The sequence below is a fragment of the Streptomyces sp. NPDC045778 genome, assembly GCF_056431945.1.
Genome location: NZ_JBWKJZ010000037.1, coordinates 58951 through 83256, shown reverse-complemented (window position 1 = coordinate 83256; position 24306 = coordinate 58951). Strand labels below are relative to the sequence as shown.

The following is a 24306-nucleotide window of genomic DNA, read 5'->3' as shown; positions in this document are numbered from 1 at the left end:
GGGGGGGGGGGGGGGGGGGGGGGGGGGGGGGGGGGGGGGGGGGGGGGGGGGGGTTTGTGGGTGGGGGGGGGGGGGGGGGGGGGGGGGGGGGGGGGGGGGGGGGGGTTTCGGGGGGGGGGGGGGGGGGGCCCCCCCCCCCCCCCCCCCCCCCCCCCCCCACGCCCCGCCCATCACCCCCCGGGTCACTGGTCCCTGCGCTGCACCCCCGTCACCGTGATCAGCACCGCCGCGAGCGCCCACACCGCGTACACCGTCCACGCGCCGCCCGTGGACCATGGGTACGGGGTCTGGAAGGTGTCGGGCTGCGTCAGGCGCTGCCAGGCCTCCAGGGGCATCGCGTGCGACACCAGCGCGGCCCAGTACCGGTCGGAGCTGAAGACCACGGGCAGGACGAGCAGGGTGACGACGCTCAGGACGATCGTCGTGCCCGTGTGCCGCACCAGCGTGCCGATCGCCATGCCGGTGAGCGCGCCCACCGGCAGCAGCAGCGCCGAGGCCGTGACGACCCGCGCGGCGCCCGGATGGCCGAAGGGGACCCCGAGGTCGCGCCCGGACAGGATCGCCTGGGTGACGGCGAAGGAGGCCACCGCGATCAGCGCGCCGAGGGCGGTCGTGACGGCGGCGAGGACGGCCGCCTTGGCCGCCATCAGGGAGCGGCGCGCGGGGACGGCGGCGAACGTCGTGCGGATGAGCCCGGTGCCGTACTCGCCGGTCACCACGGTGGCGCCGACGGCTCCGGCCGCGAGGACGAGGATCGTGGCGGCGTTGCCGGTGAAGGCCTCCTGGAGCGCCATGCCGTCCCGGATGAAGTCGGCCCGGGTATCCGCGTCGTGGGCCGTCCAGTAGCGGTAGGTGTCGTAGGCCGTACCGGCGTTGAAGCCGACGACGGCGAGGAAGACGACCGCGTACGCCCACGGGGTGGACCGCAGCGACCACAGCTTGAGCCACTCGGCGGCGAGCAGGTCGCGGAAGCGGGCCCGGGGTTCGGCGGGCACCTCGGCGGCGGCCTCGCCGGGCAGGGTCAGGGGCGCGGTCATCGGCTCTCTCCTGTGCGGGCGGGGTGCGCGGCGGGGCGGGCGGGGTGCGCGGCGGGGCGGGCGGCGCGTTCGCCCGTGCGGAATTCGGCGCTGTCGGCGGTGAGTTCCATGAAGGCGTCCTCCAGGGAGGCCTGGCGGGCCACCAGTTCGTGCAGCGGCAGGGCGTGGCGGCAGGCCAGGTCGCCGATCAGGCCCGCGTCGAGGCCGGTGACGGTCAGGCGCGGGCCGTCCCGCAGCACCGTCGCGCCCTCGGCGGTCAGCACCTTGGCGAGGTCGGCCGCGCGGGGCGTGCGCACGCTCACACCCGCTCCGCTGCCGCGGGCCGCGAACCGCTGGAGGCTCTCGGCCGCGATGAGCCGCCCGCGCCCGATGACGACGAGGTCGTCGGCGGTGTGCTCCACCTCGGACATGAGATGGCTGGAGACGAAGACGGTGCGTCCCTCGTCGGCCAGGCGCCGGAACAGGCCGCGCACCCACAGCACGCCTTCCGGGTCGAGCCCGTTGAGCGGCTCGTCGAACAGCAGCACCGGCGGGTCGCCGAGCAGCGCCGCGGCGATGCCCAGGCGCTGCTTCATGCCGAGCGAGAAGCCGCCGACGCGGCGCCGGGCCGCGCCGGTCAGGCCGACCTCGTCGAGGACCTCGTCGACGCGGCGGCGCGGGACGCGGTTGGAGCGGGCGAGGACCGCCAGGTGCGCGGCGGCGGTGCGGCCCCCGTGCACGTCACCGGCGTCGAGCAGCGCGCCCACGTGGCGCAGGCCCCGCGGGCGGTCGCGGAAGACCCGGCCGCCGACGGTGACGGTGCCCCACGTCGGGTCGTTCAGGCCGAGGATCATCCGCAAGGTGGTGGACTTGCCCGCGCCGTTGGGCCCGAGGAACCCGGTGACGCGGCCGGGGCGCACGCCGAACGTCAGGTCCTCGACGGCCGTGGTGGGGCCGTACCGCTTCGTCAGTTCCATGACTTCGATCACGGGGACAACGCTCCCGCGGGAGGCGGCCGTCCGGCATCGGACCGGGGCTGACACTTCGTGGTGCGCCGGTGTCGACCAGGGGTGTACACCCCTGGTCCGATGCCCGTCGTCGATCATCTGGCTACCCTTTCGGGCATGTCCGCGACACCGGCTCCGCCCCTGCTCAAGCGCCGTTCCCCGGCCACCTGGATGGCGCTCGCCTGGTGCGCGGGCTCGGCGCTCACCTTCCTCTTCCGGTTCCGGCTCCCCGGCGAGTCGCAGCCGTCCGTCTGGCCGGGCGTGCTGCTCTTCCGCTGGGACGGCCTGGTGACCCTCGCGCTCGCCACCGCCGTCACCCTGTGGGGCTGTGTCCGCGTCGAACACCGGCCGCTGCGGGGCCTCGCGCTGCTGCTCGCGGGGTCCGCCCTGGGGGCGATGCCGCTGAGCGTGGGGGAGATCCCGCTGCTCCAGTTCCTCGCGGTCGACGTCGCCCTGTACTTCGTCGCGGCGTTCCGGCCGCGCGGGACCGGGGTCGCGGCCCTCGCCATGGCTCTCGGCACCCTGGCCGCCTACCTCGGCGTACGGCTCCTGAGCGGCTGGGTCGTCGGCACCTCCGCCGAGCTGACCGTCGCGCTCACCGCCGTCATCGCCTGGCTGCTCGGCCGGGCCACGCACGAGTCCCGCGCACACGCCGAGCAGGTGCGCGCCCAGGCGGCCGCGCAGGCGGTCACCGCCGAACGGCTGCGGATCGCGCGCGAACTCCACGACATGGTCGCGCACACCATCGGCATCGTCGCCCTCCAGGCCGGTGCCGCCCGGCGCGTCATCGACACCAGGCCCGAGCTTGCGCGTGACGCCCTCGGCGCGGTGGAGACCGCGAGCCGCGAGACCCTGTCGGGCCTGCGCCGGATGCTCGGCGCGCTGCGGCAGGCCGAGCCGGGCGCGGCCGCCGACGCGGCCCCGCGCGATCCGAGCCCGGGCCTCGCGGACGTCAACCGGCTCGCCGCCCGCACGACGGCCGCCGGGGTCCGCGTCGACGTGTGCTGGCTCGGCCCGCCCCGGCCGCTGCCGCCGGAGGTCGACGTGTCGGCGTACCGGATCATCCAGGAGGCGGTCACCAACGTGGTGCGGCACGCGGGCACCGCGTCCTGCCGGGTGACCGTGGAGCGGCAGGCCGAGGAGGTGCGGATCGAGGTGGTCGACGAAGGCAGGGGCACCGGCGCGGCGGACCGCCAGGGTGCCGGGTACGGGCTGCTCGGCATGCGGGAGCGGGTGAGCCTGCTGCACGGCGAGTTCTCCGCGCGGCCGTGCCCCGGCGGCGGCTTCCGGGTCGCGGCGCGGCTCCCGGTCCCGGCGGGCGCGCGATGACGGTCCGCGTCCTGCTCGTCGACGACCAGCCCCTGGTGCGGACGGCCCTCAGCATGGTCATCGCCGAGGCCGATGGCCTCGAAGTCGTCGGTGAGGCCGGTGACGGCGCCGAGGCTGTCCGCCTCGCCGCGGAACTCGCGCCCGACGTCGTGGTCATGGACATCCGCATGCCCGGCGTGGACGGCATCGAGGCCACCGGCCGGATCACCGCGGCCGGGGACGCCACCAAGGTCGTCGTCCTGACGACGTTCGACGACGACGAGTACGTGTACGGGGCGCTGCGCGCCGGTGCGTCGGGATTCCTGGTCAAGGACATGGCGCTCGACGACATCCTGGGCGCGGTGCGGGTCGTCGCGGCCGGGGACGGATTGATCGCGCCGAGTGTGACCGGCCGCCTCATCAAGGAGTTCGCCATCCGCCCGCGGCCCGCGGCCACCCCGGCGCGTGAGGTCACGGGCATCACCGAGCGGGAGCGCGAGGTGCTCACGCTCGTCGGCGGCGGCCTGTCCAACACCGAGATAGCCGAGCGCCTGTGCATCAGCGTGGCCACGGCGAAGACGTATGTGACGCGGCTGCTCGCCAAGCTGGGCGCGCGCGACCGGGTGCAGCTGGTGATCATCGCGTACGAAGCGGGTCTGGTGACGCCCTAGGGGCTGCCGTGCCGCGTGGGCGCCGCCGTTCGCGCGGGACCGCCCGGGTCAGCGGGACCGATGGCTCACTCAGCGTCACAATAGGGACGTGGAGTGGTTCACGGCCGACGGGTACTGGCTGAGCCGCCTGGTCTTCCAGCGGGCGCTCGCCGCGGTCTACCTCGTCGCCTTCCTCGGCGCCGCGCTCCAGTTCCGCGCGCTCATCGGCGAGCGCGGCATGCTGCCGGTGCCCCGGTACGTCGCCCGGGTGCCGTTCCGCGCGGCCCCGAGCGTGTTCCAGCTGCACTACTCGGACCGGTTCTTCGCGGGCTGCGCCTGGGCGGGCTGCGCGGTCTCCGCCGCGCTCCTCGCGGGCGCGGACGGATGGCTGCCGCTCGGGGCCGCGATGGCGCTCTGGCTGCTGCCGTGGGTGCTCTACCAGTCCATCGTGAACGTGGGACAGACCTGGTACGCCTTCGGCTGGGAGTCGCTGCTCCTCGAAGTCGGCTTCCTCGCCGTGTTCCTGGCGGGCGACGACGTCGGGCCGCCGGTCCTGGTCCTCTTCCTGCTGCGGTGGGTCCTCTTCCGCGTCGAGTTCGGGGCGGGCCTGATCAAGATGCGCGGGGACGCCTGCTGGCGCAAGCTGACCTGTCTGTACTTCCACCACGAGACCCAGCCGATGCCGGGGCCCCTGAGCTGGTTCTTCCACCGGCTGCCGGGCCCGCTGCACCGGGTGGAGGCCGCGGCCAACCACGTCACCCAACTCGCCGTGCCCTTCCTCCTGTTCACCCCGCAGCCGGTGGCGACGGGCGCGGCCTGCCTGATGGCCGTCACCCAGCTGTGGCTGGTGCTCTCCGGCAACTTCTCCTGGCTGAACTGGCTGACGGTCGTGCTCGCCCTGTCCGCCGTCGACTTCCGCCTCTTCCTCGGGAGCGCGGCACAGGCGCCGGCTCACCTGGCCGCTCCCCCGCTCTGGTACGAGGTCCTGGTCGTGGCCGCCACCGTCGCGCTGCTCGGCCTGAGCTACCGCCCTGCGCGCAACATGCTGTCCCGGCGGCAGGTCATGAACACCTCCTTCGACCCGCTGCACCTGGTCAACGCCTACGGCGCGTTCGGCAGCGTCAGCCGGGTGCGCCAGGAGGTGGTGATCGAGGGCACGGCGGACGAGCCGCCCCGGCGGGACTCCGGCTGGCGGGAGTACGAGTTCAAGGGCAAGCCGGGCGACCCGCGCCGCTGGCCCCGCCAGTTCGCGCCCTACCATCTGCGCCTCGACTGGCTGATGTGGTTCGCCGGGCTCTCCCCCACGTACGCGCGCGCCTGGTTCGGGCCGCTGGTGGAGCGGCTCCTGGCGGGTGACCGGGACACCCTGCGGCTGCTGCGCCGCTGCCCCTTCCCCGACCGGCCGCCGCGGTACGTGCGGGCCCGGCTGTACCGCTACCGCTACACCACCTGGCGCGAGCTGCGCGCGACGGGCGCGTGCTGGGAGCGCACGTACGTACGGGAGTTCCTGCCGCCGACCAGGCTCGACGCGGCCGGGCATCCGGAGCGCGAGCGCGGATAGTACTCCGGCCCACGCGCCTTGTCGCGCGGCGTGGACACCCTCGGTGCCCGGCCCCTACCGTTCCCTCAGGGGAGCGGACGGGCCCGCGCCAGGGGGTGGCGGCGGGCGGCCTCCGGGGGGAGCGATGGACTACTCGTCCGTCCTGCGGTTCCGCTGGAACTGCCAGGACTGCGGCGCGTCGGCGGACGACGAGACGTACATGGCCGTCGACGCCGACGCGCGGCCGGATCTGGTCGAGAAGGTGATCGACGGAGAGATCCCGGCGGTCACGTGCCGGGCCTGCGCGGCCAGGACCCGCCAGGGGGTGCCGCTGCTCGTGTACGGCAGCCGCTCGGTGCCGCAGCTGTTCTTCTTCTGCCCGCCGAACTCGTCGGTCGCCGCCGACGAGGCGAACCGGACGACCTATGTGGAGGCCCTCCTCGACCGCCTCGGCCCGGTCAGCGCCGAGGAGGCCGAGGAGTACGGCGCGGTCTGCCTGCCCTACGAGGCGGCGCCGATCTTCCTGCGCTCGTACGACCCGCGGGACCTCCCCGTGCCCGAGTCGGGCTCCTTCCCCGTCAAGTCCGGCCACGGGCCGCCGCCGGCCGAAGTGCTGCGACTCCTCGACCGGATCCTCACGCGATGGCCGACCGGACTCGGCAGGTCGGTGACGCACGCTCCGCTCGTCGACGAGCTGGTCCGCCTGGCCGAGCAGGGCCTCGACCTGCTCGGCGACGGCGACCCCGAACTGCGCGCGGCCCTCCAGATGTGCCTGGGCCAGGCCCTGTGCGCCATGCGCCGCGAAGGCGACACGGTCGACGTCGAACGCGGCATCGGCCTGCTGCTCCGCGCGACCCGCGCCCTCTCCCGCGATGAGGAGCCCGAGGCCTGGGCCGTCGCCCACCTCGAAGTGGGCCGCGCCTACGGCCGGCGGCCCATCGGCGACTTCCGCGCCAACCAGGAGTACGCGCTGCGCCATCTGCGCACGGCCCTCGAGGCCTCGGACCCGGCGACCGAGAGATGGGCGCGGGCGCGCACCGAGCTGGCGAACGTGCTCGTCGAGCGGGGCACCCAGACCGCCCCCGAGGAGATCGAGGAGGCCATCCGCCTCCTGGAACCGGTCGTCGAGCGGCTCGACCCCGCCACCACCAGACACGTGTGGTGCGACGCCCAGAGCCTCCTCGCGGGCGCGTACAACGTACGGCAGCAGGGCGACCCCGCCGTGAACCAGGAGCGGGTGATCCGCCTGTACGAGCGGCTCAACGAGGTCGAGTCGGAGGAGACCGACCCCGAGCAGTGGGCCAACACCCAGGCCAGGCTGTCGGTCTCGCTGTGCAAGCGGACCCGCGGGGACCGGCGGGACAACCACCTGCGCGCCCGCGAGCACGCCCTGCGCGCCCTGAGGATCTACGAGCGCGTCGGGGACCGCGGCGAGGCGTCCAGCACGCGCGACAAGCTGGCCCTCATCGCCCACGTCCTCGGCGAGTACGACGAGGAGGTCCGGCTGCACCGGGCCGCGCTCGCCGACCGTCCCAAGGACACCGCTCCGCAGCTGTGGGCCCGCAGCACGACCAAGCTCGGCTTCGCCCTGCTCCAGCAGGCGGAGCGGCGCGCGACGGACGACCCGGTGGCCACGGCCCACGAGGGCCTGCGCCAGGTGCGGGAAGCCCTCGACGCCTACGAGGGACTGCCCGCCAGGGCGGAACTCGCCCTCACCCAGGGCCAGGTGGCGGACGCCGCCCGGCGCTGCCGCGCGCTCGACCCGGCCCGGGCGGACGAGCTGCGCAAACTGGAGGTGACGGCCCTCGACGCGGCCGTGGCCCTGGCGCACGACCGCCCCGAGGTGCTGCGGGACGTGGCGGCCGCCCTCGGCGACGCCCTGGCCGAGCAGGGCGACTGGGCCCGGTCCTGCGCCGCGTACGGGCAGGCCGTCGCGGCCGACGCCGAGCTGTTCCGGTACTGCCTGGTGAGCGCCTCGCGGGAGCGGCACCTGTGGTCGGCGGGCGATCTGCACCAGCGGGCCGCCTACGCGCTCGCCCGCGCGGACCGGCTCGAGGACGCGGTGCTGTGCCTGGAGCGGGGCCGCACGCGGACCTTCAACCTGGCGCTCTCACCGGACCACGCCCAGCTCACGGAGGTGTCACGGACCGACCCGGAGGCGCACGCCGCGTACGTGCGGGCCGCCGGGACCGTGCAGGCGCTGGAGTCCCGCAACCGCGAACTCGGCAGACCGCGCTCCCCCGGGCACGACGAGCGGGAGGTCGAGGCCGCCGAGTACGAGGTGGGCGAACTCCTGGGCCGGGCCCGGGCCGCGCTGGCGGACGCCGTCACGCGGATCCGGGAACTGCCCGGCATGGAGGCGTTCCTCCGGCCCACGGCCTGGGACGACGTCCGTGCCGCGGCCCGCCCCCGGGAGCCGCTGTGCTACGTCGCCTGCGCCCCGGCCGGGAGCGTGTCCCTGATCGTGAGGCACCCGGGCGACGCCGGGCCCGGACTCGAAGCCGTCCGGTCGCCGCTCACCGCCGACGAGGCCACCGGCCTGGCCCACGAGGTCGCCGGGGCCGCGCGTGCCGACGGGCGGGGCCTCGTGCCCCTCCTCGCCCGGCTCGGCAGCCGCCTGGTCGCGCCCCTCGCCGACGCCCTCGGCCCCGCCGCGACAGGCGCGGCCGTGGTGGCCTGCGGCCCCCTCGCCCACCTCCCGCTGCACGCCGCGACGCTGCCCGCGACCGGCGAACCGCTGCTCGTCACGCACGGCGTGGCCTACGTCCCGTCGGTGCGCCTGCTCCTCGCGGCCCGGCGGCGGGCCGCCGCGGAGCCTTGTGCCCCCGTCCTGGTCGCGGCGTCGGGCTCCGGCGCGGACAGCGGCATCCTCGCCGCGCCGGAGGCGGAGGCGCTCACCCGGCTCTTCGCCGCCGCGGGCGAGGGCCTCCACGTGACCCGGGACCTGCTGTCCGAGCTGCCCCGCGCCACCCACGTCCACCTGGCCTGCCACGGCGCCTACGACCCCGACGACCCGCTCGCCTCCGGGCTCGACCTGGACGGCGGCCGCGTCACCCTGGCCGACCTGCTGGACGCGAGGCCCCGGCCGCTGGAGCGCGCCCGGCTCGTGTCGCTGTCCGCCTGCGAGTCGGGGCTCGTGGACGCCCGGCTGCCCGACGAGGCGATCGGCCTGCCCACGGGCATCATGCTCGCGGGCGGGGCCGGGGTGATCTGCACGCAGTGGGAGGCGCGCGACACCGCGGCCGTCCTGCTGATGGTCGCCTGCTACCGGCGGCTGCTCGGCCTCGAGCCCGCGCCGGGCCCCGGCGAGGCGCCACCCGGTCCTTGCCCGCCCGCAGAGGCCCTGCGGGCGGCCCAGTTGTGGCTGCGGGGCGCGACCGTGCCCCAACTGCTCGCCCTGGACCGGCTGCCCGCCGAGATCCGGCGCAGGCTGACGTCCGACGGCGTACCCGAACGGCCCTTCGCGCACCCGTACTTGTGGGCGCCCTTCGCTTTGGTGGGCACATGACGAGCAGGTGGGGGCTCATGACGAGTACATGGGAGGGCCCATGACGAGCACGCGGGAGGGCCCGTGACGCCCCCGCCTCCCATCCGGGACTTCGCCGACCTGGAGCGGCTGCCCGCGTACGCGCGGATCGCGCACCTCCAGCTCGTCGAGCTGCCCCAGCTCCGGCGCACGACCGCCGCCGGCACCCTCGGCTATCTGCTCGGCTGCCTCTGCCGCGCCTACGCGGAGGAGGAGCGCTACGACGAGGCCGTCAGCGCCGGGCAGCGGGCCCTGCGGGTCGCCACCGAAGAGGCCGCGGGCGAACCCGCCCTGCTCGGACACCTACAGCTCTACCTGGGCATGGCCCACAGCCAGGCCGGTGACCCGGCCCGCGGGCTCGCCGCGTACCTGGAGAGCTGGACGCACTGCCGCCGGGCCGACGCGCGCGAGACGCTGGTCAAGGCCGGGAGCAACGCCCTGCTCGCGCTGGAGTCCGGGCCGCCCGCCGGGGAGCGCGAACTGGCCTTCCTCCAGGAGTGCCGCCCCGTCTTCGAAGCCGCGGGCCTGCGGCCGCAGACGGCACGCGCCTGCCGGCTGCTCGGCGCGGCCCTCCTCGCCCGGGGGCGGGCGGCGGACGCCGTCGGCGTACTGGACCAGGTGCTGGTCCTCACCGCGTCGCTCGGCGGGGCCCGGGCGATGCGGCGCGAGACGGTAGGGCTGCTTCAGGACGCGGACCGGGCGCTCGCCGGCCGGCCGGGCGCGCCGCCCCTCGGCCCCGGCGTCCTCGCGGAGGTGAACGGCCTCGTCGTCGACGGGGCTGAGTGCCTGCGGCGCGACCGGCTCGACCGCGCGGCGACCTGTTTCTCGCGCGCGCTGTCCCTCCTGGAGCGGCGCACCCGGCAGCCGCAGCGGATGCTCGCCGCCTTCCTCCTGCTGGTGCTCGCCCGGCTCAGCTGGGCGAGGAACACCGGGGCCGCCGAGGCGGACGCGGCCGGGCTGCTCGCGCGGGCCGCGGACGAGCTGTCGCGGGTCGGCCGGGCGCAGGGCGACTGGGTGAAGCTGCACGCGCACCTCGGTGACCTGGACGAGCTGCGGAAACTGGCGCAGGGTGTCGCCTGGGAGGCCCGGCGGGACGACGCGTCCGGCGGCCGGGCAGGCAAGCGTGGCCGACGGAGACGGCGAAGGGGGCGCGGATGACGCCGGGTACCGTCCAGCAGCTGGCGATCGTGGTGCTCCTCGTCCTGCCCGGGACCACGTACCTCTTCGCCAGGGAGGGGTTCCTCGGCATCCGGGAGGCCGAGCAGGAGAGCGGCAACCGCGTCCTGCGCGCCCTCGGCGTGGGCGTGCTGCTCGACACGGTGTACCTGATCGCCGCGGGGCCGCAGCTCGTCCGGCTGCTGCGGGGCGGCGGCGGGACCCCGCTCGCGGGCGTCGCCGACCGTCCGCGCGCCTTCGGCCTGTGCCTGCTCCTGCTCGCCGTCGCCGGTCCCGCCCTGCTCGCCTGGGTGGAGGCCCGCTGGAGGCGGCGGCGGCGCGCGGCCCGGCACGAGCGGACCCCCACGGCCTGGGACGCCCTGTTCCAGGACCGCGGGGCGTGTTACGTGCGGGTGCGGCTCAAGAACGGCGGCTGGGCGGGAGGCTGGTACGGGACGCGCTCGCGTGCCTCCGCCTACCCCCAGCCCGGCGACCTCTTCCTGGAGTCCCAGTACCGCATGGAGGCCGACGGCTCCTTCGGGCCGCGCCTTGCCGGCACGGGCGGGCTGTACGTGCGAGCGAGTGACCTGGACGTCGTGGAGATCCACGAGCCGCGGCGCCGGACCCGAGGAGACACCGATGACCGACCCTGACGCCACGCCCCCCGCCACCGCGGAGCACGTGCCCGCCGACCCCACCGACCTCGCTGACCTCGCCGACCTCGGGGTCTGGGCGGGGGCTCCGCGCGGCTGTCACCGCCCCGCGGCCGAGGAGTGCTCCGAGGAGGAGGCCCTGCCGCCGGAGGGCCCCGCCGGTGTCACCCCCGCGGCTCCCGCGGACCCGCCGGACCAGGAGCGCTGAGGCCGTACACGCGCCGGGCCGTGCCCGCGAACACCTGCGCGCGCTCGGCGGCGCTCAGCTCCGCCGTCATCTCCCGGGCCGCGTCGACGACCTGGCCGTACGAGGCGGCGAGCCCGCACACCGGCCAGTCGGAGCCGAACATGAGCCGGGCGGGGCCGAAGGCCTCCAAGGCCGTGTCGGCGTAGGGCCGGAGGCCCGCCACCGTCCAGGTCGCCCGGTCGGCCTCGGTCACCAGGCCCGACAGCTTGCACACGGTGTTCGGCAGGGAGGCGAGGACGCGCAGCGACGACGCCCAGGGTTCGAGGGCGCCCGAGGCCACGGGCGGTTTGCCCAGGTGGTCGAGGACGAAGGTGAGGTGGGGCAGGCGCGCGGCCGCCTCGGCGCACAGCGGCAGCTGGTCCGGGCGCACCACGAGGTCGTACGCGAGCCCCGCGTCCGCCACGGCGGCCAGGCCCCGGCGGGTGTCCGCGCGCAACAGCCACTCGGGGTCGGGGTCGCTCTGCACCTGGTGGCGGATGCCCACCAGGCGGTGCCCGCCCGGGAGTTCGGCGAGCGCGGCCAGGGTGTCGGCGACGCCCGGCCGGGTGAGGTCGGTCCAGCCGACCACCCCGGCGACCAGGTCGCCGGCGGCCGCGAGGGCCAGAAGCTCCGGGGTCTCCTCGGGCACGGTGACGGTCTGCACGAGGACGGTGGCGGCGACGCCTCGCGCGCGGGCGTGCGGCGCCAGGTCGGCGAGCGAGAAGCCGCGCCGCAGCGGGGCCATCTCGGGCCCGGTGATCCAGTCCTGGTCGCGCACGGTGAGGTCCCACACATGGTGGTGTGCGTCAACGACCGCTTCTGTCATGGCAGTTCCTCTCTCTGCGCGGGCTCCTCCCCGGGTACCGGCACGTGGGGTGGCAGCAGGCCCGTAACCCGCGCCTCCGTCCAGAACGCGGCGGGCACCTCCACGGCGAACTGCTCCGCCGCGTCGCGTACGTGGGACGGGGCGTGGACGCCGACGAGTACGCTCGCCACGGCCGGGTGCCCGAAGGGGAAGGCGAGCGCCGCGGCGCGCAGGCTGACGCCGTGCCGTGCGGCCACGGCCCGCAGCCGCCGGGCGCGGTCGAGCAGCGCGGGCGGTGCCTGCGCGTAGTCGAAGCGTGCCCCGTCCCGGGGGTCGGCGAGGAGGCCGGAGTTGAAGACTCCGCCGATGACGACGGACACGCCCCGCTCGTATGCGGCGGGCAGCAGCGCGGGCAGCGCCGCCTGGTCGAGGAGGGTGTAGCGGCCCGCGCACAGCACGGCGTCCACGTCGGTGTCGCGGACGAAGCGCGTGAGCATCGCGGCCTGGTTCATGCCCGCGCCGATCGCGCCCACGACGCCTTCGGCGCGCAGCCGCTCCAGGGCCGGGTAGCCCTCGCGGAAGGCCTGTTCGCCGTGGTCGTCGGGGTCGTGGAGGTAGACGACGTCCACGCGGTCGAGGCCGAGCCGGATCAGGCTCGACTCCAGGGACCGGCGTACCCCGTCGGCGCTGAAGTCCCAGCGGCGACGGTGCGCGGCGGGCACGGCGAAGCCGCCGTCGGCCAGGTCGTCGCCGCGGACGGGCCCGGGGACGGGTTCCAGGAGCCGCCCCACCTTGGTGGAGAGCGTGTACGCGTCCCGGGGGCGCCCGCGCAGGGCCGCGCCGAGCCGGCGTTCGGACAGGCCGAGGCCGTAGTGCGGCGCGGTGTCGAAGGTGCGCAGGCCCGCGTCCCAGGCCGCGTCGAGGGCGAGGGCGGCGTCTTCGTCGGTGACCGGCGCGTAGAGGTTGCCGAGGCCCGCGCCGCCGAGGGCCAGCTCGCCGACGGTGACGGGGCCGCGGCCCAGGCGCCGGGTGCGTATGCCGCTCACCGGGGGGCCGCGGGCCTGAGCCGCAGGCCCTGCATGCCGCCGTCGACGGCGAGGGCCGTGCCGGTGGTGGCGCCGGACAGGGGGCTCGCCAAGTACGCGATGGCGGCGGCGACTTCCTGGGCGCGCACCAGGCGGCCGGTGGGCTGGCGGGCCTCCAGGGCGGCGCGCTCGGCGGCCGGGTCGTCGGCGGCGTCGAGCAGGCGGCCGACCCACGGCGTGTCCACGGTCCCGGGGTTGACGCAGTTCACCCGGATGCCCTCGTGGACGTGGTCGGCCGCCATGGCGAGCGTCAGGGAGAGCACGGCGCCCTTGGACGCCGCGTACAGGGCGCGCCGCGGCAGGCCCGCGGTCGCGGCGATGGAGCAGGTGTTGACGACGGCCGCGTGCGCGGAGCGGCGCAGGTGCGGCAGCGCGGCGCGGGTCGTGCGGACCACGCCGAGGAGGTTGACGTCGAGGACGGCGTGCCATTGCGCGTCGTCGTGGTCGGCCACGGTGCCCTGCGCGCCGATGCCCGCGTTGTTGACGAGGACGTCCAGGCCGCCGAGGTCGGCCGCCGCGGCCGCGACCGCGCCTCGTACCGCCGTGTCGTCGGTGACGTCGGCGGTGTACGCGCGCAGCGGCGCGGCCACGCCGCCCGGGTCCAGGTCGAGCACGGCGACGCGGGCGCCGCGCGCGGCGAGGAGGTCGGCGGTGGCCCGGCCGATGCCGGACGCGCCTCCGGTGACCAGGGCGCTGAGGCCCTCGAAGTCCGTCATGCGGCTGCTCCCTTCCGCCGGGCGCGGTCGGCGGCCCAGAACGCTCCGTCGGGGTAGGTGAAGCGGGCGATGGACTCGGCGCGCATCGTGGCCGAGAACCCGGGCGCGGTGGGCGCGGCGTAGTGCCCGGCGCGCACCTGGACGGGGTCGGTGAAGTGCTCGTGGAGGTGGTCGACGTACTCGATGACGCGGTCCTCGGTGGTGCCGGACAGGGCCACGTAGTCGAACATCGACAGGTGCTGGACGAGTTCGCACAGGCCGACGCCGCCCGCGTGCGGGCACACCGGGACGCCGAAGCGGGCGGCGAGCAGCAGGATCGCGAGGTTCTCGTTGACGCCGCCGACGCGGGCCGCGTCGATCTGGAGGACGTCGATGGCGCCCGCCTGGAGGAGTTGCTTGAAGACGATGCGGTTCTGGACGTGCTCGCCGGTGGCCACCTTCACGGGCGCGACGGCGTCGCGGATCGCGGCGTGCGCGAGGACGTCGTCGGGGCTGGTGGGCTCCTCCACCCAGTACGGGTCGAACTCGGCGAGGGCGCGGGTCCAGCGCACGGCCTCGTCGCGGTTCCAGCGCTGGTTGGCGTCGATGGCCAGGCGGATGCCGGGTCCCACGGCGGCGCGGGCGGCGCGGCAGCGGCGGACGTCGTCGGCGAGGTCGGCGCCGACCTTGAGCTTGATCTGGGTGAAGCCGTCGGCGACGGCCTGGCGGGCGAGGCGGGTGAGCTTCTCGTCGCTGTAGCCGAGCCAGCCGGGCGAGGTGGTGTAGGCGGGGTAGCCGTGCGCGCGCAGCCGGGCCTCGCGCCGCCTCGCGCCGTCGCGGCCCGCGCGCAGGAGCGCGAGGGCGTCCGCGGGCGTGAGCGCGTCGGCGATGTAGCGGAAGTCGACCTGCGAGACGAGCCAGGCGGGGTCCGCGTCGGCGAGCAGCTGCCACAGCGGCTTGGCGGCGCGCTTGGCGGCCAGGTCCCAGACGGCGTTGACGACGGCGCCGACGGCCATGTGCATCACGCCCTTCTCGGGGCCGAGCCAGCGCAGCTGGCTGTCGCCCACCAGGTCGCGGTGGAGGGTGCCCGGGTCGGCGCACAGCGCGTCCAGGGGGCGTCCGACGACGTGGGCGCGCAGCGCGTCGGCGGCGGCGACCTGGACGTCGTTGCCCCGGCCGATGGTGAAGGTGAAGCCGTGGCCCTCGTGGCCGTCCTCGGCGTCGGTGCGCAGGACGACGTACGCCGCCGAGTAGTCGGGGTCCGGGTTCATCGCGTCGGACCCGTCACGGTCCCGTGAGGTGGGGAACCGTATGTCGTAGGTGTCGACCGCCGTGACGCGGCGGGGATTCGGGGACACGGAAGGCCTTTCCGGCAGGGGGAGGCGGGGAGTCGGCTCAGTCCTGTGCGCGGCCCGTGGTGACGCGGGCGATCATCAGGGCGACGAGGATGATCCCGCCGTAGATGGCCTGGATCCAGAAGGACGGCACCTGGGCGAGGGTCAGCAGGTTCTGCACGACGCCGAGCAGCAGCACGCCGGTGAGCGCGCCGGACATGGTGCCCTTGCCGCCGTCCAGGCCGATGCCGCCGATGACCGCCGCGGCGAACACCGTGAAGATCATGTTCTGGCCCTGGTTGGCGTTGATGGCCCCGACGTAGCCGGTCTGCATGAGGCCGCCGACGGCGGCGAGCGTCCCGGCGACGACGAACACGCCGAGCATGACGCGCTCCACGCGGATGCCCGCGGCGCGGGCGGCGTCCGCGTTGCCGCCGATCGCGTAGAGGGCGCGGCCGACCCGGTGGTACTTCAGGACGAGCCCGGTGGTGCCGAACGCGGCCGCCGCGATCCACACGGAGACCGGGACGGTCAGGAACGTGGAGGTGGCCAGGGTGAAGAAGGACTCCGGCATGCCGAAGAGCGTCTTGCCTTCGGTGGCGCCGACGAGTACGCCGCGCAGCACGATCAGCATGGCGAGGGTCACGATGAAGGCGTTGAGCTTCAGCTTCACCACGAGGAGGCCGTTGAAGGCGCCGATCGCCGCGCCCACCAGGACGATCGCGAGGAGCCCGACGGCGGCGGGCAGCTCGGTGCCGAACCCGGCCTGCGCGGCGGGCAGCACGAGCAGCGCGCCCACGGCGGGCGCGATGCCGACGACCGACTCCAGGGAGAGGTCGAACCTCCCGGTGATGAGGACGAGGGACTCGGCGAGGACGACCATCGCGAGGGCCGCGGACGCCCCGAGGACGGAGATGAGGTTCCGCTCGGTCAGGAACGAGTCGTTGACGAAGGCGCCGAGCACCATGAGCAGCAACAGGGCCGGTACGAGGGCGAGTTCGCGGGCGCGGCGCAGCAGGGCGGCCTTGGCCGCGCGGGGCTCCGCGGCCCTCAGGGGGGCGAGCGGGGGTGCCTTGGTGTCAGCCGTGTCGGTCACGGGCCACTCCTTCGATGGCGGCGATCAGCTCGTGGTCGTGCCAGCCGGCCGGGTGCTCGGCGACGACGCGGCCGTGGAAGAGGACGAGGACGCGGTCGCAGCGGCGCAGGTCGTCGAGTTCGTCGGAGACGACGAGCACGGCGGTGCCGTCGTCGCGGGCCCGGTCGACGCGGGCGAGCAGGGACTCCTTGGACTTCACGTCGACGCCGGCGGTGGGGTTGATGAGGACGAGCAGGCGTGGCTCGGAGGCGAGCGCGCGGGCCATGACGACCTTCTGCGCGTTGCCCCCGGACAGGTCGGACACGGGCTGGTCGGGGCCCTCGGCGTGGATGTCGAGCCGCTCGATGAGCCGGCGGGCGAAGGCGCGCTTGCGGTCGGTGGCGACGAAGCCGTGGCGGCCGATCCTGCCGAGGACGCTCAGGGTGGCGTTGTCGCCGATCGACAGGGAGAGGACGAGCCCCTCGCCGAGCCGGTCGCGGGGGACGCAGCCGACTCCGGCGCGCAGCGCGGCGGGCACGTCACCGAAGGGCAGCGGGACGCCGTCGAGGGTGGCGCTGCCACCGGTCGGGGTGTGCAGGCCCGCGAAGGACTCCGCCAGGTTGATCTTCCCGCTGCCGCTCGACCCGGCGAGCCCGACGACTTCGCCGCGGCGCACGGTGAGGTCGACGTCGGCGTACGACGGGCTGGTGAGGCCGCGCACGTCGAGCAGCACGGGTGCCTCCTCGGGGACGCCGGGGCGGGGCCGGGCCCCGCTCCCGGTGAGCGCCTCGCCCGCCATGGCCTCCACCAGGGCGGCGCGCGGCAGGTCGGCGACGGGCGCCGTGGTGATCCAGCGGGCGTCGCGCAGCACGGTGACGGCCTGGCAGACCTCGTACACCTCTTGCAGGTGGTGCGAGATGAACAGGAAGGTGACGCCGGATTCCTGGAGCGCGCGCATGCGCGTGAAGAGCCGCTCGATCTCCCGGTTGTCGAGCTGGGCGGTCGGCTCGTCCAGGACGATGAACCGGGCGCCGAAGCCCAGTGCCCGGGCGATCTCGACCATCTGACGGTCCTCGACCTTCAGGTCCGCGGTGCGGGCCCCGGGGTCGACGCGCACGTCCCAGGCGCCGAGCACGTCGGCGGCCTCGGCCTTCAGGCGGCGCCAGCTGATGAGTCCGCCGCGGCCCCGCGGCTGCCGGTTGATGAAGAGGTTCTCGGCGACGGTCAGTTCGGGGACGACGGTGGGCCTCTGGTAGACGCAGGCGACCTTGCGGCGCCAGGCGTCGCGGTCGGCGAGCGGCGGGGCGGGCTCGCCGTCGAAGGCGACGCGGCCCGCGTCCGGGGCCTGGAGGCCGGTGAGGAGGGAGACGAGGGTGGACTTGCCCGCGCCGTTGCGGCCGACGAGGGCGTGGGACTCCCCGGCCCGCACGGTGAGCCGGCCGTCCTGGAGGGCCACGGTGGGCCCGTACCGCTTGACGATGCCGCTCGCCTCGACGAGGGGCGGGGCATTACGCGGGCCCGGTGGGCTCTGCGCGTCCTGCGCGTCCTGCGTGTTCTGTGCGTTCTGCGCGTTCTGTGTATTCATCGGGACGCGTTGCCCCACAGCTCGGCGTCGTCGACGTTCTTCTTCGTGACGAGCGGCGCGGGCAACTGGTCCTCCAGATTGCCGCCGGGCAGCTTCACGATGGTGGAGCCGTGGTCGGTGGGGCCCGGCGCGAACTTCTTCCCGTTCATCGCGGCCTTGATGTAGTACATGCCGTACTTCGCGTACGCGTCGGCGGGCTGCGAGACGGTGGCGTCGATCCGGCCCTCGCGGATCGCGTCGAACTCCTGGGGGATCCCGTCGTTCGACACGACGGTGATGTGCCCCTTCTCGCCCGCCTTCTTCAGCATCCCCTTGGACTTGAGGGTCTGGAGGGTGGGTGCGAGGTAGACGCCGCCCGCCTGGAGGTAGATGCCCTTGATGTCGGGGTGGGAGGTGAGCAGGGTGTCCAGCTTGGCGGCGGCGGTGTCCGACTCCCACTTGGCGGGGATCTCCAGGACCTTCAGCCGGGGGTACTTTTCCTTGACGCAGTCGCGGAACGCCTTGGAGCGGTCGCGCCCGTTGACGGACGCGAGGTCACCCATGATCTGCGCGACCTTGCCGCTGCGGATCTCCTTGCCCAGGTAGTCGCAGGCCTTGCGGCCGTACGCGACGTTGTCGGCGCGGACCACCATGGCGACCTTGCCCTTCTCGGGGGCGACGTCCACGGCGACCACGGGCACGCCCTTGCGCTCGGCCTGGTCGAGCCCCGCGGAGATCGCGGCGCTGTCGAGCGGGGCGACGACGAGGCCCTTCACGCCCTGGTTGAGCTGGTTGTTGATGTCGGTGATCTGCTGCGAGGGGTCGCTGTTGGAGTTGACGGTCCTGAGGGCGTCGACGTCCTCGGCCTTCGCCATCCTCGGCACGTAGTCGTTGTACGCCTGCCAGAACGGCGAGGTGAGCAGCGGCAGGACGACCCCCACCTTGCCCTCTCCCCCGCCGCCCCCGCCCCCGGTGTCCTTGGTGCTGCCGCAGGCCGTGAGGGCGAGGGCGGCGCAGGCCGCCGCGGTGGCGCCGAGCGCCCGCGCCCGCCGGGGCCTGCCGGTGGTGTTCCGCACTGTGCTGCCGACCATCTGACGGCTCCTCGTCGAGGGGACTGAGCGGGATCGAGTGGTACCGAGCGGGGCCGCCGCGCCGCGGTGCAGCGGCGGATGGGCGAATATTTATCAGACCACTTGGGCCGCACAACACCCCTCGGCGCCAACTTCTCCCGCATTCCGGCCGTAGTGGTCGGACCACATCTCTGGCTACACTGCGCGGCACCCGGCAGTGAAGGAGCGTCACGTGAACCAGGCCCCGCAGAGCGCCGCGCCCGCGCAGAAGGGCACCGTGACGCAGCGGGCCATCGAGCGGATCAAGGCGATGATCGCGGAGGGGCTCCTGGAGCCGGGCCAGCGCCTGCCCACCGAGCGGGACCTGGCCGCCCAGCTGGGTATCTCGCGCAGCTCCATGCGCGAGGCCATCCGGGCCCTGACCGTGCTCGGCGTCCTGGAGGCGCGGCACGGCTCGGGCATCTACGTCACACGCCTTGAGGCGGGCGACCTCCTGGAGACCTTCGGCGTGGTCGCGGACCTCACCCGCGGCCCCCGCCTGGTGGAGCTGCTCGAAGTGCGCCGCGTCCTGGAGTCCACCGCCACGGGACTCGCGGCCGCGCGCATCACGCCCGGTCAACTGGCCGAGGTGCAGGAGCACTTGACGGCCATGAACGCCACCGACGACCCCGAGGAGATCCTCTCCCACGACCTGGCCTTCCACCGTGCGATCGCCCTGGCGGCGGGCAACGACACGATGGCCGCGATCCTCGACGGCCTGTCGTCCCGCACCTTCCGGGCCCGGGTGTGGCGCGGCTACCAGGAAGAGGGCGCCTTCGAGCGCACCCGCCGCGAGCACGACCGCATCCACCGGGCCCTGGCGGCCCGCGACCCGGAGGCAGCACGGGCGGCGGCGGCCGCGCACGTGGGCGAGGTGGAGGCATGGCTGCGGGGGCAGTACGAACAGCAGCCGAACACCCGGGCGGCGAACGGGAGTTGAGCCCTCGCCGAGGGCCCGGCGGCGGGCTCAGTCCACGTCGACGTCGTCGAACAGCTCCAGCATCCGCGTCAGGACACGCACGCACGCCGTCACCTCGGCGTCGGTGAGGTCGCCGCGCACCTGCCGCAGCACGGCGTGCTCACGCGCGGTCGCGGCCGCGATCGCCGACTCCCCCTCCCGCGTGAGCCGGATCAGGGACGAGCGCCGGTGGGCGGGGTTCGGGGCGGTCTCGACCAGGCCGCGCGCGGCCGCGTCGTTCACCATGCGCTGCACGAACTGACGGCTCAGCGACTGGGCCCGGCCCATCTGCGGCACGGTCATGGGGCCGTGCCCGCGCAGCAGGTCAAGGACCGCGCGCACCCCGACGGACAGGCCCTCGACCGGCTCGGCCTGCTCCACCTTGCGCTGCGTACGCCGGTACAACGGGCCCACCAGGTCGAACACTTCGGTGAGCCGATCGGCGAGCGCGTCGGGGTCGAGGGGCTCGCCTGGGTTCCGCCGTTCATCACTCACCCCCGCATCATGACACCTCGGTTGCCATCCCGCCGCCCACATGACACCTTGGTTGTCATGACTGACGCTTCTGTTCCGTCCTCTGTTCCGTACTCTGTTCCGTACGAGGCGGACGGCTCCCGCCTGCACGCGTTCCCGACCGGCGACGGCACGCTCGCCTACCGCGACACCGGCTCGGGCGACCCGCTGGTCCTGCTCCACGGCGGCTTCCTCGACCACCGCATGTGGGACGACCAGATCGACGTCTTCGCCCGGCACCACCGGGTCATCGCGCCGGACGTGCGCGGCCACGGCCAGTCCGCGAACGCGACCGTGCCGTTCCGCCAGACCGACGACCTGGCGGCGCTGCTGCGTCATCTCGACGTCGGCCCCGCGGTCGTCGTCGGGCTTTCGATGGGCGCGGGCATCGCGGTCGACACCGCGCTCGAACACCCCGAACTCGTCAGGGCCCTCGTGGTCTGCGGCGCGGGCACCAGCGAGCCGGAGTTCCAGAGCCCCTGGGTCCTGGCCATCCAGGCGGAGTGGGCCCGCGCCACGGCCGCGGGGGACGCCGCGGCCTTCGTCGACGCGACCATGCTGTTCGCCGCGGGCCCGCACCGCACGCTCGACGACGTCGACCGGGACGTCGTACGACGCCTGCGGGAGATGACGCAACAGACCGTCGCCAAGCACAGCGGCGCCGAGCCCTCGCTGCTGGTGCCCGTCACCGACACCTGGGCCCGGGCCGCGCGCCTGCCCCTGCCGCTCCTGGCCGTCACCGGGGACCTCGACACCTCCGACAACATCGGCATGGCCGAACGCCTGGCCCACTCCCTGCCCCACGGCCGCACCGCGACGGTCCCGGGCACCGCGCACTACCCCAACATGGAGCGGCCGGACGTCTTCAACGAGCTGCTGCGCGACTTCCTCGCGGCAGCGTGCTGACCGCCGCCGCCCGCGCCTGTTCTCCCCGTTCAGGGCGCGGGCGGCGGCTTGCGCACGTGGCGCGGCGCGTGACCCGTCAGGCCCGCCGCACCCGCAGCGTCACCAGCTCGAACGGCCGCAGCGACACGGCCACCGCCCCGCCGTCCCGCTCCGGGGCGTCCGCTCCCGCCAGGGGCCGCTCCAGGAGGTCGGTCACGTCCACGGCCGTCGCCTCGAAGCCGAGGCGCAGCGTGGTGCGGGCCCGGCCGCCGCGCGCCTCGTGGAAGCGGATCACGACGTCACCGCTGCCGTCGTCGGCGAGCTTGACGGCCGTGACGACCACGGCGTCGTCGTCGACGCTCACCAGCGGGGCGACCTGGGCCGCGCCGCCGGTGACCCGCCGCTCGGGCAGGTTGATCCGCCAGCCCTCGCGCACCGCGTCGACGATGCCCGCGCCGGGCGCGAGCGCGTGCCGGAAGCGGTGCACGCCCTGGTCGGTCTCGGGGTCGGGGAAGCGGGGCGCGCGCAGCAGGGACACGCGCACCGTGGTGGTCGTCCCCGCGTCGGTGTCCCGCACGGTACGGGTCACGTCGTGGCCGTACGTGGAGTCGTTGACGAGGGCGACGCCCCAGCCGGGCTCCTCGACGTGCACGAAGCGGTGGTTGCAGGCCTCGAACTTCGCGGCCTCCCAGCTGGTGTTGGTGTGGGTGGGCCGGTGGAAGTGCCCGAACTGCGTCTCGGACGCGTACCGTTCGGCGTGCACGTCCAGCGGGAAGGCCAGCTTGAGGAACTTCTCCGTCTCGTGCCAGTCCACCTCGGTGTCGATGTCGAGGCGCCGCTGTCCCGGGGCGAGCGTCAGGACCTGCGTCATCCGCGAGTCCCCGAAGCGGCGCTCGACCCGCACGGACGCGCCGTCGCCGGGGGTGACGGCCTCGGCATCGGTGAGGTCGGTGACGGTGTGGCGGTAGAACTCGTCGACGTCCCAGGCGTCCCACATGTTGGGGAAGTCGGCGTGCAGCTGCGGCAGGTTCAGGGCCTGCCCCGGCGCGACCGTCTCGCGGTCCGACACCAGGTCGCGGGCGGAGACCACGAGCCCGCGCGCGTCGATCTCGACCCGCAGCAGGCCGTTGTCCAGGACGTAGCCGCCGTCGGCGCGGGCGGCGATCCCCGACTGCCCGTCGGTCACCGGGGCGTGGGCGCCGCCCGCGGGGACACCGCCGCGGGCGTGCGGCGCGGAGTTGAACACCAGGGCGCGCCCGCCCTCGCCCGCGAGCGCCCGCTGCGCCGCGTCGATGATCGCGTTCAGGTCGTCCGCCACGGCCGCGTACGTCGCCCGGGCCTCGCGGTGCACCCAGGCGATCGACGAGCCGGGCAGGATGTCGTGGAACTGGTGGAGCAGCACCGTCTTCCAGATGCGGTCCAACTCCTCGTACGGGTACGGGAATCCGGCGCGGACCGCGGCCGTCGCCGCCCACAGCTCGGCCTCCCGCAGGAGGTGCTCGCTGCGGCGGTTGCCCTGCTTGGTGCCCGCCTGGCTGGTGAGGGTCGCGCGGTGCAGTTCCAGGTACAGCTCGCCGACCCACACCGGGGCGTTCGGATACTCCGCCTCGGCCTTCTCGAAGAACTCCGCGGGGGTCTCCCAGCGCACGGTGGGCGAGCCCTCCAGGTTACGCAGCCGGGCCACCTTCGCGATCATCTCGCGGGTGGTGCCGCCGCCCCCGTCGCCCCAGCCGACCGGTGCGAGGGAGTGCCGGGCGACGCCCTTGTCCTTGAAGTTCCGGGCGGCGTGGTGGATCTCGCTGCCCTTGACCGCGCAGTTGTAGGTGTCGACGGGCGGGAAGTGCGTGAAGATCCGGGTGCCGTCGATGCCCTCCCACTGGAAGGTGTGGTGCGGGAACTTGTTGGTCTGGGACCACGAGATCTTCTGCGTGAGCAGCCACTTGGACCCGGCGGCCTTGATGATCTGCGGCAGGCCCGCGGCGAAGCCGAAGGTGTCCGGCAGCCACGCCTCGTCGTTCTCGACGCCGAACTCCTCGATGAAGAAGCGCTTGCCGTGCACGAACTGCCGGGCCATCGCCTCCGAGCCCGGCATGTTCGTGTCGGACTCCACCCACATGCCGCCCGCCGGCACGAACCGCCCTTCGGCGACCGCCTTCTTCACCCGCGCCCACACCTCGGGCCGGTGCTCCTTCACCCACGCCCACTGCTGCGCCTGCGACATGGCGAAGACGAAGTCCGGGTCGTCGTCGAGCAGGCCCGTCATGTTGGAGGTGGTCCGCGCCACCTTCCGTACGGTCTCGCGCAGCGGCCACAGCCACGCCGAGTCGATGTGGGCGTGGCCGACGGCGCTGACGCGGTGCGCGGAGTCGTGCGCGGGCGCGGCGAGCACGCCCTCCAGGCGGGCGCGGGCGGCGGCGGCCGTGCCGTTCACGTCCTGGAGGTCCACGGCGTCGAGGGCGCGGTCGACCGCACGCAGGACCTCGTGGCGGCGGCCCGAGTCCTCGGGCAGCTCCTCCATCAGCTCGCCCAGGACCTCCAGGTCCATGACGAGCCCCCACACCGTCTCGTCGAACACGGCGAGGTCCATGCGCTCCAGGCGGTACTGCGGCTCGCTGCCCGCGGTGTCCTTGTCGCCGAGCTGCGTGGGCAGGAAGGGGTGGTAGTCGAGGATGACCGGGTTGGACGCGGCCTCGACGCGCAGCTCCACCGTCTCGCCGCCCTCGGCCGGGGAGGCGATCCGCACCCACTGGTTGCGCGGGTTGAGGCCCTTCACCGGGGTGCCGTCGGGCCGGTAGACGAGGCCCTCGCACTGGAAGCCGGGCATGTTCTCGTCGAAGCCGAGGTCGAGAATCGCCTCCACCGTGCGGCCCGCCCAGGCGGCCGGGACGGTCCCGCTGACGTGGAACCAGCTGGTACCCCACGGGGCGCCCCAGCGGGCCCCCACCTCGATGGGCTCGGGAGTGGCGGCGAGGCCTTCGGCCACGGGGACCGGTTCGCCCGGGGCGTTCCAGACGGCCACGGTCAGAGGGACGGACTCGGGATGGACGGCGGGCCGTATGCGCTCGTCCAGAACGCGCTTGAGCCGGCCTTCTACGAGCTTGCGGTCGTCGTGCATGAGGGGTGTCTCCAAAGGTCACGCGTGAGTGGCTGAGGCTGATGGCCCTGCCGTGGGCGCAGCCCCCGGGTCGGGAGCGCCCGCGAG

At 74.7% G+C, this 24306-nt stretch carries 20 protein-coding genes; 9 read left to right on the top strand and 11 right to left on the bottom strand.

Annotation, left to right across the window (positions count from 1 at the left end; genetic code table 11):
• Positions 1-182 precede the first annotated feature (182 nt).
• A complete protein-coding gene (locus tag AC07GB_RS33995; RefSeq protein ID WP_478852330.1) occupies positions 183-1037 on the bottom strand; it encodes an ABC transporter permease in 855 nt (284 codons plus the stop codon).
• A complete protein-coding gene (locus tag AC07GB_RS33990) occupies positions 1034-2005 on the bottom strand; it encodes an ABC transporter ATP-binding protein (protein WP_478852328.1) in 972 nt (323 codons plus the stop codon). Before AC07GB_RS33990 ends, AC07GB_RS33995 begins: the two co-directional genes overlap by 4 nt.
• A gap of 135 nt (positions 2006-2140) precedes the next feature.
• On the opposite strand from AC07GB_RS33990, the gene AC07GB_RS33985 reads away from it, so the two are divergent.
• From AC07GB_RS33985 to AC07GB_RS33955, 7 genes are all read left to right on the top strand, one after another.
• Positions 2141-3352 (top strand): sensor histidine kinase, encoded by a 1212-nt coding sequence (locus tag AC07GB_RS33985; protein WP_478852326.1) that lies wholly within the window; start codon positions 2141-2143, stop codon positions 3350-3352.
• The gene (locus AC07GB_RS33980) at positions 3349-4002 is read left to right on the top strand and encodes a response regulator (protein ID WP_478852324.1); all 654 of its coding nucleotides are present in this window, start codon (positions 3349-3351) and stop codon (positions 4000-4002) included. Before AC07GB_RS33985 ends, AC07GB_RS33980 begins: the two co-directional genes overlap by 4 nt.
• Before the next feature lie 88 nt (positions 4003-4090).
• Positions 4091-5542 (top strand): lipase maturation factor family protein, encoded by a 1452-nt coding sequence (locus tag AC07GB_RS33975; protein ID WP_478852322.1) that lies wholly within the window; start codon positions 4091-4093, stop codon positions 5540-5542.
• Between the two features lie 124 nt (positions 5543-5666).
• Entirely contained in the window at positions 5667-9029 is a 3363-nt protein-coding gene (locus AC07GB_RS33970) for a CHAT domain-containing protein (protein ID WP_478852320.1), read from the top strand.
• 63 nt (positions 9030-9092) lie between these two features.
• Positions 9093-10205 (top strand): hypothetical protein, encoded by a 1113-nt coding sequence (locus AC07GB_RS33965; RefSeq protein WP_478852318.1) that lies wholly within the window; start codon positions 9093-9095, stop codon positions 10203-10205.
• Complete coding sequence (locus tag AC07GB_RS33960; RefSeq protein WP_478852316.1) at positions 10202-10855, top strand: DUF6338 family protein; 654 nt, start codon at positions 10202-10204, stop codon at positions 10853-10855. The genes AC07GB_RS33965 and AC07GB_RS33960 overlap by 4 nt, the downstream gene beginning before the upstream one ends.
• Positions 10842-11063 (top strand): hypothetical protein, encoded by a 222-nt coding sequence (locus tag AC07GB_RS33955; protein WP_478852314.1) that lies wholly within the window; start codon positions 10842-10844, stop codon positions 11061-11063. The genes AC07GB_RS33960 and AC07GB_RS33955 overlap by 14 nt, the downstream gene beginning before the upstream one ends.
• On the opposite strand, the gene AC07GB_RS33950 is transcribed toward AC07GB_RS33955, so the two are convergent.
• The 7 genes from AC07GB_RS33950 to AC07GB_RS33920 form a co-directional block, all read right to left on the bottom strand.
• Positions 11020-11907: an amidohydrolase family protein gene (locus AC07GB_RS33950; protein ID WP_478852312.1), complete on the bottom strand. Its 888-nt coding sequence runs from the start codon at positions 11905-11907 to the stop codon at positions 11020-11022. The genes AC07GB_RS33955 and AC07GB_RS33950 overlap by 44 nt on opposite strands.
• Positions 11904-12932 (bottom strand): aldo/keto reductase, encoded by a 1029-nt coding sequence (locus tag AC07GB_RS33945; protein ID WP_478852310.1) that lies wholly within the window; start codon positions 12930-12932, stop codon positions 11904-11906. The genes AC07GB_RS33950 and AC07GB_RS33945 overlap by 4 nt, the downstream gene beginning before the upstream one ends.
• A complete protein-coding gene (locus tag AC07GB_RS33940) occupies positions 12929-13687 on the bottom strand; it encodes an SDR family NAD(P)-dependent oxidoreductase (RefSeq protein WP_478852308.1) in 759 nt (252 codons plus the stop codon). Before AC07GB_RS33940 ends, AC07GB_RS33945 begins: the two co-directional genes overlap by 4 nt.
• A complete protein-coding gene (locus AC07GB_RS33935) occupies positions 13684-15024 on the bottom strand; it encodes an enolase C-terminal domain-like protein (RefSeq protein WP_478852306.1) in 1341 nt (446 codons plus the stop codon). The genes AC07GB_RS33940 and AC07GB_RS33935 overlap by 4 nt, the downstream gene beginning before the upstream one ends.
• Positions 15025-15061: 37 nt before the next feature.
• Complete coding sequence (locus AC07GB_RS33930) at positions 15062-15967, bottom strand: ABC transporter permease (protein ID WP_478852338.1); 906 nt, start codon at positions 15965-15967, stop codon at positions 15062-15064.
• Positions 15968-16079: 112 nt separating this feature from the next.
• Complete coding sequence (locus AC07GB_RS33925) at positions 16080-17660, bottom strand: sugar ABC transporter ATP-binding protein (RefSeq protein ID WP_478852304.1); 1581 nt, start codon at positions 17658-17660, stop codon at positions 16080-16082.
• Positions 17657-18730, bottom strand: a complete 1074-nt coding sequence (locus AC07GB_RS33920) for a sugar ABC transporter substrate-binding protein (protein ID WP_478852302.1) — start codon at positions 18728-18730, stop codon at positions 17657-17659. The genes AC07GB_RS33925 and AC07GB_RS33920 overlap by 4 nt, the downstream gene beginning before the upstream one ends.
• Positions 18731-18941: 211 nt before the next feature.
• Between AC07GB_RS33920 and AC07GB_RS33915 the strand changes: the two genes are divergently transcribed.
• Positions 18942-19688, top strand: coding sequence for a FadR/GntR family transcriptional regulator (locus AC07GB_RS33915; protein ID WP_478852300.1), 747 nt, complete (start codon positions 18942-18944; stop codon positions 19686-19688).
• 27 nt (positions 19689-19715) lie between these two features.
• Here AC07GB_RS33915 and AC07GB_RS33910 read toward each other — a convergent pair whose 3' ends face one another.
• Complete coding sequence (locus AC07GB_RS33910; RefSeq protein ID WP_478852298.1) at positions 19716-20201, bottom strand: MarR family winged helix-turn-helix transcriptional regulator; 486 nt, start codon at positions 20199-20201, stop codon at positions 19716-19718.
• 57 nt (positions 20202-20258) lie between these two features.
• Between AC07GB_RS33910 and AC07GB_RS33905 the strand changes: the two genes are divergently transcribed.
• A complete protein-coding gene (locus AC07GB_RS33905; RefSeq protein ID WP_478852296.1) occupies positions 20259-21125 on the top strand; it encodes an alpha/beta fold hydrolase in 867 nt (288 codons plus the stop codon).
• A 76-nt stretch (positions 21126-21201) separates the two neighbouring features.
• Here AC07GB_RS33905 and AC07GB_RS33900 read toward each other — a convergent pair whose 3' ends face one another.
• Entirely contained in the window at positions 21202-24219 is a 3018-nt protein-coding gene (locus AC07GB_RS33900) for an alpha-mannosidase (protein WP_478852294.1), read from the bottom strand.
• Between the last annotated feature and the right edge of the window lie 87 nt (positions 24220-24306).